We start from the raw sequence: 12,517 nt of genomic DNA on the forward strand, positions 1-12,517 counted from the left end.
CTATTGAATGTGATTGGCAATATAACAGTTCAAAGACGGAATTGAAAACAAATCAGCCCTTACCTTAAAGTAGTTTTGTAGATCCCCACATTTCCTAAAAAGTCTTCAATTTCAACCTTGAACTCCCCTTTGAGTGGCTTGGTTTTATCCAATCGCTCAGAAACCAACAGGCGTGTTTTATAATCGTAATGCAGTAAAATCCACTGCCCATTCACATAAGCATTAAAGCTTTTTATGCCTGAAAGATTATCCGATATTCTAAATTTTAATTTATTATTTTTCAGCTGAATAGGATTGATCTTTGGGGGGATAGTGTCCTTTTTAATGGTAAAGTGCCCAAAGCTTCGGGTGCTGAAAGTGATTTTATTTCCTTCAGACCATTTGCCGCCCACATAGCCATAATATTTCCCTGATTTTGTGAATACAGCAGTTTTTTCATGGTCATATTCCCCATCCGCTTTGAGGGTAACAGTGTAGGATGATTTCAATGGAATGGTATTCTTCCCAATGGTGAAAATCTCCTGCTTTCCGTGTTTTTCATAAGAGGTATGCAGGTACAAATCCTGAAAAAGAGTGTTGCTTTTGAACTTCAGGTCAAAGCGATCGTGAAAATAATTGAATTTGGCACCCGCCGGAACCTCAATCTCAAAGGGTAGATGCACATTTCGGTCATGAAAACTGATCGAATCAGGGATTCCGCTATACAGATCCCAGAGATAGTAATTGACATCGTTTTTTGAGTAATCCGGACTTTCGATCGCCTTTGCATAGGCCATATGAATGACGGCTTTATTGAGGCTGTCTTCTTCCGATTTTTTCTCCCAGTACAGTAGGTTGTTACCGTTCACCTTAAAGCCATAAGGTTGTTTGGGCTTCACGGTTTTATCAATTTTATTGTCTGTCAGTACTTTTCCCTTGATATCGAAGGCAATTTTCCGGTGATTTTCATAGGCGTCGCCCATCGTAATAACCACATGGTAAGTACTGTCGGGCTCCACCCAGAAAGTGCCATCGCCGAATTCCTGTTGTTGAAACTTGAGTTCATTGCCCTGATCGACGTAAAGTTTGGCAAATTTTTGTCGGCGTTTTTTGGCGATTTCGTAGTTGGTGTACACCATAATCTGCCGCGATTCAGCAAAAGAAACACGGTCGATATTGTGGTGGTAAATCAGGGAATCGTTAATGCTCATTGAGAAACTACAAACGCCGTTTTTATTGTTGGCACCATTCAGGCGGTCGAAGGCCAAAACTTCGATACCAATTCTGCCATAGGCATTCACGGGTGCATCGATATAGTACGTTCCCAAATTGTATTTCAGTGGCCAGTCTTTCCACTGAAATTCTTTGTTTACCCGGCTGTCGATATCCATTGGTCGAAGGGCTATGCGGGTAGCCGTTGGAGCAACATTGTCCTTTATTTGATCAAAGTGAAAAGTGAGCGGATTCACAGGGATTTGGTTTTTGTCGCGAATCTCGAAGTGGAGGTGTGGCCCGCCGGAGCCTCCCGAATTCCCAGAATATGCAACAATCTCTCCCTGTTTTACAGGAAATTCATCTTTGGCAGGGAAGAGTTCCACACTGTAAGATTTTTGCTCATATTGTGCCTTCAGTACCGCAGCAGCTATGGCTTCATTGTATTTTGAAAGGTGCCCATAAACGGTGGTGGAGCCGTTGGGGTGAGCGATGTAAAGTGCCCATCCGTAGCCATATTTCGATACCTTAATTCTGGACACATACCCATCCGCGGCAGCATGTACGGGCTTTCCGGTCACCCCACCAGTCTTGATATCAATGCCTGCATGAAAATGCCCTGAACGCAATTCGCCCATGGTACCTGCAAGATAATGCTGCTTGCCCTCTATGGGGAAACGGTAATAATTAGGGACGTATTTTACTTGAGCGATGGCTTGCAATGACCAAAGGCAGCCGATAAGAATGGCAAAAGCTGTTCTAAATTTATGTGGCATGAAAACGAATAAATGGGATGGAGTTAATATCAGTGCAATAAAAAAAATGACTACCCCAATTCAAACGAATTTTACAGGATAGTCATTCAATTATTATCAATAAATTAATTTTTATTTGACTTGGAGCCTCAATATCTGCTGATCTTCAATAAATGCATCTAAAATATCGCCTTCGGTCACCTGACTCACGCCTGCAGGTGTTCCTGTAAAAATCAGGTCGCCTTCTTCGAGGGTGAAAAATTTGCTGATGTGTGCAATCAGTTCGTTGATTTTCCAGATCATCATTTTGGTGTTGCCCACCTGCTGCGGCTGACCATTTTTGTTCAGTGAAAAATTGAGGTCTGTGAGTGGTACTTCTTTCTTGCTGAGGAATAAACTTCCCAGTGGGGCAGAGCCATCAAAGCCTTTTGCGGTTTCCCACGGTAACCCTTTGGCTTTCAGTTTCGACTGTAAATCTCTTGCCGTAAAATCAATGCCGAGGGTGTATTCCTCGAAAATGTGTTCAGCTTCTTCAGGACTTAAATTTTTCGCCCTTTGGTTGATTTTTACCACAATCTCGATTTCGTGGTGCACATTGTTAGTCCATTCGGGAATTTCAAATACGTTGCCCTCAGGAAGGATTGCCGAAGGGGGTTTTGAAAAAATAATCGGGCTTTCGGGGCGTTCGTTGTGGAGCTCTTCTATATGGTCGGCGTAGTTTCTGCCGATACAAATAATTTTCATTCTTGTTGGTTTTATGGTTGATGCATTAAGATGCTAAAAAAAAATGGTCAGTCAAATGTTATGACATCCAACCAACCATTTAATTCCGCTAAAGCCGAAGCCTTCAGCGTTTCAAAGGATTATTTAACGTTTACCGTCAGCATCTTTTTCCCTTCAATAAAACCTTCCAAAACGTCACCAATCTCCATTTTCCCTGCACCAGCAGGTGTGCCTGTAAAGATGATGTCACCTTTTTTCAACATGAAAAATTGGGAAACATAAGCCACAATTTCATCAATGCTCCAGATCATGAATGAAGTATCAGAATTTTGTTTTTCTTCGCCGTTAACATTCATCGAGAATTGTAGTTTTTCCAAATTCAATTCCTCTTTATTAATGAACTTTGGGCAAACTGGCGCTGCACCGTTGAATCCTTTGGCAAGATCCCATGGCGATTTTTTCTCCCGAAGCTTGTTGAGCATGTCTTTGGCGGTGAAATCAAAACCAAGGCCAACCTCATCATAATATTTGTGGGCAAATTCAGGCTTGATATTTTTGCCGTTATGATTGATTTTTACAAGAATCTCTGCTTCATAAAATACATTGTCGCTCCAGTCAGGAATGTAAAATGGATCTACCTCGCGAAGGAGCGCAGATTCTGGCTTTGTGAAAATAACAGGGTCGGCCTGGCGAAGGGCTTCTTTTTCTGCCACGTTGGTCACATAGTTTTTACCTATACAAATAATTTTCATAACAATATATCAGATTATTGACAGGCTTGCCGCCTGTGCGTAAATATTTCCTCAAAAATAGTTTTTAATGAGAATAAATACCGTTCTTTGAAGTCAGAAATTTTAATCATTATGAGCAAAGTACTTAAAAATCTAGACCCTAAAGCGGTAGAGGCATTGAAAGCAGATTTGGCTGCTTCAGGTTTGAATCATCAGGTAATTGATGAAGGCGACAACAATGAAGAAATGGTCAATTTCAGATTCGTTGGAGAGCATGAAGGAGAGGAAGTCATCTTTGATGTGATGATGTCTACTTTACGCTTGGAGCATGCAGGAGAATTGTATGAAGTGGCTGAGAAAGAAGTTTTGAAGCGTTTTCCAAAATTGCCACGCAACTCTGAGGAGTGGGATTTGAAGCCTGAGCAATTGGAAGAAGTGGAAGAGGTTTTGGCAGAAGTGATGATGGAAGCTGAAGCAGAAGGAACAGTGAAGGTAAAAGAGCATGTAGAGCTTGATTACAATGCTGATCTGGACACTGAAATCTTTATGGATGTTGCTTTGAATTTGAGTAGTATTGACAATGAGGTGATCTCTGAGTTCGTGGATGCTTACAAAGAAGGTTCAGTGGAATTGGATGACAAAATGTATTCTTTCGTTCACGAAGGTGACGACGATTAATCATTTTCAAAATATATAAAAAGGGAGAAGGCCATGGTGGTTTTCCCCCTTTTTTTTGCCCGAATTTTTGCTGCTTAAATCATCGTTGTGGGCTCCTCATTTTTTATAAAGAAGCAGATCAATGTTGATAAAGCAAGACCATTAAAAATTTAGGTTCAACTTTTATAAGTTGTTAAATGATAAGTTTTTGATGATTAAAATAAACGGGCAGGTAATTGATTTGAATTAGCCTTTGTGGTAATCATAAGCCACCAGGCGAACACACAACTTTTTTTCCAATGCCTGGATTTTTTTCAGGGTTTCGGGATCAATTTCCGCGGGTTTTGGTGGCGTGTAATAGGCGAGCAGTGTTTTTCCACTTTCCTTTTCCAGGGCTTCAATTTTTTTTAAATCTTCTTCTGAAAGGTAATCGGCATACTTTCGCTCAAATTCAGGTAAATTTTCCATGGATCATTAATTTTGTGATGAAAAATAAGGTTGAATGAATCTGTAGTTCAGTGAATATGATGTATAGGAATATAAATATTTTTTTGTGCAGAAAGGTTTTCAAATATCATCTGTGGATTTCAGTGCCATAGATCAACAAAATTGATTTATATTTGTGGCTATGAGTCAGAAATTACAGAAATTTTTAGTGATGCAAACTGCGTTCATTGGCGATGTTATCCTGGCAACCGCGGTGATCGAAAAAATACATGCTGCTTTTCCCGAAGCGACCATAGACTTTTTACTGAGAAAGGGCAATGAAGGACTTTTGAAAGGTCACCCTTACCTTGGTAAGGTGTATGTTTTTGATAAAAAAGGCGGGAAGTTCAAAGAGATGAAGCGCCTGATTGGTGAGGTGAGAAAGGAGCGATATGACAAGGTGATCAACCTTCAGCGGTTCTTTTCTTCTGGTTTTATCTGTGCGGCATCTGGAGCCAAAGAAACGATTGGCTATAAGAAAAATCCGATGTCATGGGCTTTCAGCAGTAAAAAAGACCATGTTTTTTCTGAAGTAGGCGACGAAAATATCCTTCATGAAGTGGGGCGTAATCAAGCCTTGATTGCCGACTTTACGGACCCTCAGGCCGTGCGACCCAAATTGTACCCAACCGCGGAAAATTTTCAGAAAGTGGCCACCTACACTGCTGAGCCTTTTGTATGTATGGCTCCTACAAGCGTATGGTTTACCAAGCAATTTCCTGCAAGTCGGTGGGTGTCACTGATCGATGCATTGCCTGAATCGCTGAAAATTTATATTTTGGGAGCGCCAGCAGATAAGGCTGTTTGTCAGCAAATTATAGATCAGACTAAGCGAAAAAATGCGCTGAATTTGGCAGGAGAATTGAACTTGCTTGATTCCGCTGCTCTGATGTCAAAATCACAGCTTAATTATGTGAACGATTCCGCTCCTATGCATTTGGCATCTGCGGTGAATGCACCAACCGTCGCGATTTATTGCTCCACGGTTCCTGCTTTCGGCTATGGGCCCCTGGCAGAATTCAGCAAGGTGGTGGAGGTCAGAAAGCCGCTTGCTTGCCGTCCTTGTGGCATTCATGGACATCGGAATTGTCCTAAAAAGCATTTTGACTGTGGCCATAAAATAAATATGGATACCCTCGTAGACGCCTATACGGAGGCAGTGGCATTTCAGCAAAAAAATCGGTAGAACATGGAGGTGAAAAATCAGCCTATTGGCATATTTGATTCAGGTATTGGCGGGCTAACGGTGGCGAAAGCCATTCATGAAACGTTGCCTCAGGAGCGCTTGGTGTATTTTGGGGATATTGCACATTTGCCTTATGGGGATAAATCTACGGCTGCTTTGCAGGCCTATGCCATCAAGATTTGCAACGTCTTGCTCAGCATGTCGTGCAAGATGATTCTGATTGCCTGTAATTCGGCATCAGCGGCGGCCTATGATTTGGTGAAGGAGTATGTGGGTTCCAAGGCTATTGTGCTCAATGTGATTGATCCTGTGGTTGATCATGTGGCAGAACACTTTCCTGAACAGGCAGTGGGACTGATTGGAACGCGGCAGACGGTGAATTCCAATGTGTATTTAAAGCGTATTGATGCCAAAAACAAAGGGATTAAATTACAGTCTTTAGCGACTCCGTTGTTGGCCTCGATGATTGAGGAAGGTTTTTACAACAATAACATCAGTCAGTCAGTAATTGACAAATATCTTGCTGATGAAACGCTGCAAGACATTCGCGCCATTATTTTGGGTTGTACTCATTATCCACTGATAAAAAAGGAAGTGGCGCACTTTTACAAAAATGAGGTCGAGGTGATTGATTCTTCCTACATTGTAGCCGATACGGTGAAGCAAAAACTTGCAGAGGCGAACCTGTTGCGTCAGCATAAAGCGGCCAACAGCAATACTTTTCTTGTTTCTGATTACACCAAGTCTTTTGAAGCAAGTTCATCCCTGTTTTTTGGGGAAAGTGTGAAATTACAAAAATACCCGCTTTGGGATTAATCGCTGTTGAATGCTGAAAATTGCCTACCATCCGACCTTTTGTTTGAACTTGCCCGAAGGCCACCGTTTTCCAATGGCGAAATATGAGTTGTTGCCTCAGCAATTACTTTATGAAGGTACGGTAAATGTTGAGAATTTTTTTGAGCCCAGTATAGATGCCCGAAAATGGATTCTTCAAACACATGCTGAGGATTATGTGCACAGGCTGGAAAATGGGCAGTTGAGTAAGGCGGAAATTCGTCGATCTGGTTTTCCGTGGAGCCGTGAGATGGTTGACCGTGAATTTCTGCTCGCCGCAGGTACAATAGAGGCTACTCAGTTCGCCATGCGGCAAGGTGTTGCGATGAATATTGCGGGCGGAACCCATCATGCTTATGCTGATAAAGGAGAAGGATTTTGCCTGCTGAATGATCAGGCGATTGCGGCGAATTACCTGCTGGATCAACATGCACTGAAAAAGATTCTGATTCTTGACCTCGATGTGCATCAGGGTAATGGAACGGCGGAAATATTTGCCAAGCAGGATCGGGTTTATACTTTTTCCATGCATGGCGCGAAAAATTATCCCATGAAGAAGGAAGCGTCTGACTGGGATATTGGCTGCCCCGATGGGATGAACGATGAAGAATACCTGGCTGTATTGCAGGACGCCTTGGCGGTTTTGATGAAAGAAGTATCGCCTGAATTTATTTTCTTTCAGTCGGGGGTTGATGTGTTGGCTACCGACAAACTTGGGCGACTTTCCCTAACGATTGAGGGCTGCAAAAGGCGCGATCAGCTGGTGATCGAGTGGGCTAAAAACAATAATGTTCCCATGACAATCTGCATGGGCGGGGGGTATTCAGAGAAAATTGCCGACATCGTGAATGCCCATGCCAACACTTACCGTTTGGTTCAAAGTACTTATTTTTAGTTTTTTTATCATATATATAGGCAAGTTTATTATTTTTTAGTGATTTGGCCAAAATGAGGTATCTTTTGAATAAATGTAGAAGTTTAAAAAATAGACACTAATACATATTTCATGATAGATCAGGAATCAAAAATTTTCCATCGCAGCATTCAATATACTTTTGGGTTTGTTGGTTTGCTGTGGCTGGTTAAAATTACAGAATATATGATGGGCTTGGATTTGGGCTTTCTCGGAATTCTTCCAAGAACCCTCAATGGCTCTGTTGGCGTAATTACCTCGCCCTTGGTTCATGGCGGCTTCATGCACCTTATTTCCAACACATTTCCTTTGCTGGTTTTAGGGATCGGTTTGTTTTATTTTTATGAGCGAATCGCATTGCAGGTATTTACTTGGATTTATTTTGTTACAGGATTTTGGGTTTGGATTGTCGCAAGAAGCGCCTATCACATTGGCGCAAGTGGGGTAGTGTATGGTTTGGTGGCCTTTTTGTTTTTTAGTGGGCTGCTGCGGAAAGATTCTAAATCGGTGGCCATTTCTTTGTCAGTCTTTTTCCTCTATGGTGGTATGCTTTATGGCGTCCTGCCAACCGATCCATCTGTGTCGTGGGAAAGTCATTTGTTGGGTTCATTTGCGGGCATTGTAGCGGCCATTCATTATCGAAATGTGCCTGTTAGAAATCTTCAGCCTGCCCATTCGCTTCAGGTGGTAAATCATGAGCAACCTGCTCCCAAAGATATTTTTGAAACGAAGCAAGTGCCTTTTTTCTATTCCTCCTCCAAGCAATTAAGTTATAATTATAAATTCAAACCAAAAGGGAAGCCGCAACCACCGACAGAAAAGAATCAGCGGCCTAAAGATTTATAAATTCCCGACGTAATTTATACGTCAGTTATGTCTATTTTTTGTATTATTGTACCGCTGTGGAGCTTTGTTCCACCTTTTTTTAATATTAATTTATAGACTGTGAAAAATTTTAAGTTGGCGATAAACGCACTGATGGTGGGTGCTGCTTTTACTTTGTACTCTTGTAATGAGCCTAATACAACGGCAACAACGCCTACAACTGTTTCTTCGGCTAATGTTCAGGCTGCTGCAGGTGCAGGTTTACGTGTAGCTTATGTGAATACTGATACGCTGCTCAACAATTACAGCTTTTTTAAAGAAAAGCAGGAGGTAATGGCCAAGAAAACTGAAAAATACCAAAAGGAATTTCAGAACAGAGCACAGGGACTTCAGGCTGAGTTTAAATCGTATGAGAATACAAGAGGTTCGTTGACGATCAATCAGGCACGTTCTAAAGAGGAAGAATTGATGCGTAAGCGCGAAAATTTGGCGCAATATGAGCAGTCTTTGAACCAGTCATTGGCAGTGGAACGCAATAAAATGTTGGGCGAATTGGATTCTGTAGTTACTAATTACATGCAAAACTACGGATCAACCAATAGCTACGATTTGGTATTGACTTACACAAAAGGGTCAGGTGTTTTATATGCCAATCCAAAAATGGACATCACCAATCAAGTATTGGAAGGCTTGAATGCTGAATTTAAGAGCAAGAAAAAATAATCGTCATTAAACTGATGGAAAAAAGCACTACAATTATGTAGTGCTTTTTTTTGGTCAAATTCTTTGATTCAATTATACATTTTGAAATTTAATCCGGTGATATTCAGTTGTTTTTGCACTTTTCTGTTTTTTTTCGTTAGCTTGGATATATCAGTTAGTTTATCATTGTAAATTCTGAAATAGCACATTGTGAGGATTTTATGCTCCGAATCAATTCTCTGAAGAGGCTTGGCGTAATCCTTGTAACATAGTTACTGACTAATATTTGGACTATGAAAACGATTCTCTTCTTCTTTTTTATTTTAAGTATTTTAGGCTTTGATGCTGCAATTGCTACTGCAGAGACCAAAAAAGGTAATGATGGCAGAAAAAAGAACATCATTGATGGCTTCACAAACAAGATTGTTCCCATGGAACTATTGGAAGTAGTGAAAGAGGTGTTGCCACAATATCCTGAGTTGGCCAATGTGCCGATTGAGTTCAGAATCACAAAGTTGAAATCTATTTCAATGTGTGCGCAACCGAAGGCGGATATGCTGTATAGAAGCGCCGCCAAGAGGGCTTATGTAATTAAAGTAAGTGACAATCAGGAGGAGTGTAATGGGATGGTCGTTATGAATGCGCCACGTGAGGTGTTAGTGGGGCTTATTGCACATGAACTTGGCCATATTATGGATTACCGTGAGCGTAATAAGCTGCAGATGGCGCAATTTGGTTTGGGCTACCTGTTTTCAAAGAATTATATGCGAAAGGCAGAGTATGTAGCGGACAGTTTTGCCGTTTCCAAAGGGTACGCATCGCACGTTTCAGCGATAAAAAATTACGTGATCAATTCTTCAATTTTTCCTGAAACTTATCGTAATCGTTTGAAGAATTTTTATCCTTCACCACAGCAAATCCTGAATATTCAGCAATCTTGTGTGGTGAAGTAAAAAGTTATATGCTATTGTGCGTGATTCCATTTTTCAAATCGCTTGTCTAAAATATCACTGATTTTCTGATAATTTTTCCAGCTGTCTTTTACATGGTAAATTGATGGCAGACCATTGGCAAGGGTGAGTTCATAGTCTTTCAGGTATTCACCACTGCAATAATAATGGTGCGCGAAATTGTTGCCTTTTTCATTGATCAGTGAGTGGGTCAGGGCTCCGCCCCAAATTTCACTCAGGATCATCGGACTTAAGTCTCTGAGTTTGAATCTGAAAATTTCCGTTTCCGCTTCTTCTTCAAAGTATTCAGAGGTAAGCTCACTATCAATAAGCCACCCCAAAAACATTCCAATGTGGAGATAGGCATTCTCTATTGGCAGGCTTTCTGGAAACTTATTCAAGAAGTGAAGCTTCGCGTGGTCAATGCAAACTCCAATTTTTAGGTCAATATTTTCGTTGGGCATCACAAGATGAAATTTAATTCAAGTCCTATTACGAATAAAGTAATAGGTGATATCGAATATGTAAGGTTGAGTTTCAACTAATACAGTTATTAACTGATCAGTAGAATTAAAAATATACGTAAAAATTCGGTCAAATTTGATGAAAAAACAAATAAGATATCACGATTGCTGATATAATTCCTATAAAATCAGCAATTAATCCACAGGTGATCGCATATCGGGTTTTTCTGATATTTACAGCCCCAAAGTAAAGGGCGATGACGTACAGGGTGGTTTCTGTAGAGCCCTGCATTACAGAGGTCAGGCGGCCAACAAAGGAATCGGCTCCGTAGTGCTCCATCGCCTCAACCATCAAGCCTCTTGCACCAGAACCGCTGAGTGGTTTCATTAAGGCAGTAGGCAAGGCGGGCAGGAAGTCTGCATTTACACCAAGGTAGTTTAGCGCATGGGTGAGTTGATTAATGAAAAAATCCATTGCTCCGCTTGCGCGGAAAGCACCAATGGCCACCAACATGGCAATCAAATATGGAATGATTGTAATGGCGATATCAAAAGATTCTTTCGCACCTTCAATAAATGCCTCGTATACATTTACCTTCTTAAAAAAACCATAAATGATAAATGTGAATATGATGGAAAGGATAATGGCGTTGGAAGCCACCTTGCTAATCATGGTGAGTTTTTCAGGGCTGAGGGTAGAAAAGTAGAAGAGCAGTGAAATGATAAAGAGTACCAGGCCACCAAGGTAAGATAGAATCACTTTGTCAAAAAGATTGATTTTTTGATAGATGGAAACGGCGATGAGTCCGCCCAGTGTAGACATGAAGGTCGTCAGTAAAATAGGAATAAAAACATCCGCAGGATTGGCCGCTCCCATTTGCATTCTGTAGGCCAAAATACTGACAGGTAGAATGGTAAGGCCAGAAGTGTTGAGCACCAAAAACATGATCTGTGCATTGGAGGCCGTGTCCTTATTCGGGTTTAGCTCCTGCATCCCTTCCATCGCTTTAAGGCCAAGTGGAGTCGCGGCGTTGTCGAGCCCGAGCATATTGGCTGAAAAGTTCAGAAGGATTGGCGTCAGGACTGGATGGTCTTTGGGGATTTCTGGAAATAAACGCTGAAAGAAAGGACCTGCCAGCTTATTGATGATTTTAATTAAACCTGCTTTTTCCCCAATTTTCATGAGCCCGAGCCAGAAAGCCATAATACCTGTCAGCATCAGGGAGATTTCAAAACCCGTTTTCGACATTTCAAAAATTTTGTCTACTACTGCTGAAAATAGCGTGTAGTCACCAAAAAATAGGGCTTGCAGAACAGTGAAAATAAAGGCGATTGCAAATAGCGCAATCCAAATATAGTTAAGTATCATAATTCGGAGAAAAAAATAATCTGAATACAAAGATATTTGATCTGTTGTTTCTTTTAGCCTTTATGGGAAATGTTTTTCTTTGTGAGGAATAATAATACTATGAAAAAAATCACTTTCGCAATAATTCTTGGCCTTGCCTCGCTGATGGCCTGTGGGGAACTGGACACCCCTCAATTCAACTCTGATCAGGTAACGCAAATTTTAACGGGTGGCGGGAAGAAATCCTGGTTACCAGTACAGTTAAAAGTAAATGGGGAGGTCAGTGACGTAAAGGCCTGTGACTATGGCGAAATTTTCGTGCTGAATGAGCAATATGCGGAAATTGACAGCCTGTTTAATGTGCAACTCACGCAACCGCTTGGCTATTGGATTCGGACAAAAGTATCCTGCCCAACACAGGACGAAGATACTTTGCTCATTCCTGATGGAATTTGGAATATCAATCACCGAGATGATGATCAGCAATTTGTAACTGACATTAATGTGGTTGGAATTGACTCTACAATGAATACGCTGTACAATTTGAAAAGTATTTCTCCGAGCCGTTTTGAGGTGAATTACACGGATCAATCGGATAATAATTTTGACTGGACCTTTGTAAAGAGCGAGTAAGATAGGAGCGGAAAAACTGCAAAAATTTTAATGTCCAACTGAAGATTGCTTCGGTTGGACATTTTTTTTGGACTTTAGAAAGAAATCGGAGGGGCTTTAGGTGTGATTTTAGTTATAAA

General features: G+C 41.1%; 14 protein-coding genes. 8 read left to right on the plus strand and 6 right to left on the minus strand.

Features of this window, described 5'->3' with window-relative positions; translation table 11 throughout:
- Positions 1 to 59 precede the first annotated feature (59 nt).
- From AABK40_RS06535 to AABK40_RS06545, 3 genes are all read right to left on the minus strand, one after another.
- A complete protein-coding gene (locus tag AABK40_RS06535) occupies positions 60 to 1,967 on the minus strand; it encodes a M23 family metallopeptidase (protein ID WP_338397991.1) in 1,908 nt (635 codons plus the stop codon).
- Positions 1,968 to 2,078: 111 nt separating this feature from the next.
- Entirely contained in the window at positions 2,079 to 2,690 is a 612-nt protein-coding gene (locus AABK40_RS06540; protein WP_338397992.1) for a fumarylacetoacetate hydrolase family protein, read from the minus strand.
- A gap of 119 nt (positions 2,691 to 2,809) precedes the next feature.
- Positions 2,810 to 3,421, minus strand: coding sequence for a fumarylacetoacetate hydrolase family protein (locus AABK40_RS06545; protein ID WP_338397993.1), 612 nt, complete (start codon positions 3,419 to 3,421; stop codon positions 2,810 to 2,812).
- 111 nt (positions 3,422 to 3,532) lie between these two features.
- Between AABK40_RS06545 and AABK40_RS06550 the strand changes: the two genes are divergently transcribed.
- Entirely contained in the window at positions 3,533 to 4,078 is a 546-nt protein-coding gene (locus AABK40_RS06550; RefSeq protein WP_332920620.1) for a hypothetical protein, read from the plus strand.
- Positions 4,079 to 4,303: 225 nt separating this feature from the next.
- Here AABK40_RS06550 and AABK40_RS06555 read toward each other — a convergent pair whose 3' ends face one another.
- Positions 4,304 to 4,525 carry a hypothetical protein gene (locus tag AABK40_RS06555; protein WP_332920621.1) on the minus strand — a complete coding sequence of 74 codons (222 nt, stop codon included), beginning with the start codon at positions 4,523 to 4,525 and terminating at the stop codon, positions 4,304 to 4,306.
- A gap of 160 nt (positions 4,526 to 4,685) precedes the next feature.
- Here AABK40_RS06555 and AABK40_RS06560 point away from each other — a divergent pair, with 160 nt between their 5' ends.
- From AABK40_RS06560 to AABK40_RS06585, 6 genes are all read left to right on the plus strand, one after another.
- A complete protein-coding gene (locus AABK40_RS06560; protein ID WP_338397994.1) occupies positions 4,686 to 5,729 on the plus strand; it encodes a glycosyltransferase family 9 protein in 1,044 nt (347 codons plus the stop codon).
- Between the two features lie 3 nt (positions 5,730 to 5,732).
- Positions 5,733 to 6,545: a glutamate racemase gene (gene murI, locus AABK40_RS06565; protein WP_332920623.1), complete on the plus strand. Its 813-nt coding sequence runs from the start codon at positions 5,733 to 5,735 to the stop codon at positions 6,543 to 6,545.
- A 10-nt stretch (positions 6,546 to 6,555) separates the two neighbouring features.
- Entirely contained in the window at positions 6,556 to 7,458 is a 903-nt protein-coding gene (locus AABK40_RS06570) for a histone deacetylase family protein (RefSeq protein ID WP_338397995.1), read from the plus strand.
- A 111-nt stretch (positions 7,459 to 7,569) separates the two neighbouring features.
- Entirely contained in the window at positions 7,570 to 8,322 is a 753-nt protein-coding gene (locus AABK40_RS06575) for a rhomboid family intramembrane serine protease (protein WP_338397996.1), read from the plus strand.
- Positions 8,323 to 8,421: 99 nt separating this feature from the next.
- Positions 8,422 to 9,024, plus strand: a complete 603-nt coding sequence (locus AABK40_RS06580) for an OmpH/Skp family outer membrane protein (protein WP_332920626.1) — start codon at positions 8,422 to 8,424, stop codon at positions 9,022 to 9,024.
- Between the two features lie 272 nt (positions 9,025 to 9,296).
- A complete protein-coding gene (locus tag AABK40_RS06585; protein ID WP_332920627.1) occupies positions 9,297 to 9,956 on the plus strand; it encodes a M48 family metalloprotease in 660 nt (219 codons plus the stop codon).
- A gap of 11 nt (positions 9,957 to 9,967) precedes the next feature.
- On the opposite strand, the gene AABK40_RS06590 is transcribed toward AABK40_RS06585, so the two are convergent.
- Positions 9,968 to 10,417, minus strand: coding sequence for a DUF7832 domain-containing protein (locus AABK40_RS06590; protein ID WP_332920628.1), 450 nt, complete (start codon positions 10,415 to 10,417; stop codon positions 9,968 to 9,970).
- Positions 10,418 to 10,547: 130 nt separating this feature from the next.
- Positions 10,548 to 11,786 carry a nucleoside recognition domain-containing protein gene (locus tag AABK40_RS06595; RefSeq protein ID WP_338397997.1) on the minus strand — a complete coding sequence of 413 codons (1,239 nt, stop codon included), beginning with the start codon at positions 11,784 to 11,786 and terminating at the stop codon, positions 10,548 to 10,550.
- Between the two features lie 99 nt (positions 11,787 to 11,885).
- Here AABK40_RS06595 and AABK40_RS06600 point away from each other — a divergent pair, with 99 nt between their 5' ends.
- Positions 11,886 to 12,398, plus strand: coding sequence for a hypothetical protein (locus AABK40_RS06600; RefSeq protein ID WP_338397998.1), 513 nt, complete (start codon positions 11,886 to 11,888; stop codon positions 12,396 to 12,398).
- The last annotated feature ends 119 nt before the right edge of the window (positions 12,399 to 12,517 follow it).

It is taken from the genome of Persicobacter psychrovividus, assembly GCF_036492425.1.
Taxonomy (GTDB): Bacteria; Bacteroidota; Bacteroidia; order Cytophagales; family Cyclobacteriaceae; genus Persicobacter; species Persicobacter psychrovividus.

What these genes read in the sequence shown, in the direction of transcription:
- AABK40_RS06535 (WP_338397991.1), bottom strand. Translation starts at nt 1,967, where the DNA reads ATGCCACATAAATTTAGAACAGCTTTTGCCATTCTTATCGGCTGCCTT.
- AABK40_RS06540 (WP_338397992.1), bottom strand. Translation starts at nt 2,690, where the DNA reads ATGAAAATTATTTGTATCGGCAGAAACTACGCCGACCATATAGAAGAG.
- AABK40_RS06545 (WP_338397993.1), bottom strand. Translation starts at nt 3,421, where the DNA reads ATGAAAATTATTTGTATAGGTAAAAACTATGTGACCAACGTGGCAGAA.
- AABK40_RS06550 (WP_332920620.1), top strand. Translation starts at nt 3,533, where the DNA reads ATGAGCAAAGTACTTAAAAATCTAGACCCTAAAGCGGTAGAGGCATTG.
- AABK40_RS06555 (WP_332920621.1), bottom strand. Translation starts at nt 4,525, where the DNA reads ATGGAAAATTTACCTGAATTTGAGCGAAAGTATGCCGATTACCTTTCA.
- AABK40_RS06560 (WP_338397994.1), top strand. Translation starts at nt 4,686, where the DNA reads ATGAGTCAGAAATTACAGAAATTTTTAGTGATGCAAACTGCGTTCATT.
- murI (WP_332920623.1), top strand. Translation starts at nt 5,733, where the DNA reads ATGGAGGTGAAAAATCAGCCTATTGGCATATTTGATTCAGGTATTGGC.
- AABK40_RS06570 (WP_338397995.1), top strand. Translation starts at nt 6,556, where the DNA reads ATGCTGAAAATTGCCTACCATCCGACCTTTTGTTTGAACTTGCCCGAA.
- AABK40_RS06575 (WP_338397996.1), top strand. Translation starts at nt 7,570, where the DNA reads ATGATAGATCAGGAATCAAAAATTTTCCATCGCAGCATTCAATATACT.
- AABK40_RS06585 (WP_332920627.1), top strand. Translation starts at nt 9,297, where the DNA reads ATGAAAACGATTCTCTTCTTCTTTTTTATTTTAAGTATTTTAGGCTTT.
- AABK40_RS06590 (WP_332920628.1), bottom strand. Translation starts at nt 10,417, where the DNA reads ATGCCCAACGAAAATATTGACCTAAAAATTGGAGTTTGCATTGACCAC.
- AABK40_RS06595 (WP_338397997.1), bottom strand. Translation starts at nt 11,786, where the DNA reads ATGATACTTAACTATATTTGGATTGCGCTATTTGCAATCGCCTTTATT.
- AABK40_RS06600 (WP_338397998.1), top strand. Translation starts at nt 11,886, where the DNA reads ATGAAAAAAATCACTTTCGCAATAATTCTTGGCCTTGCCTCGCTGATG.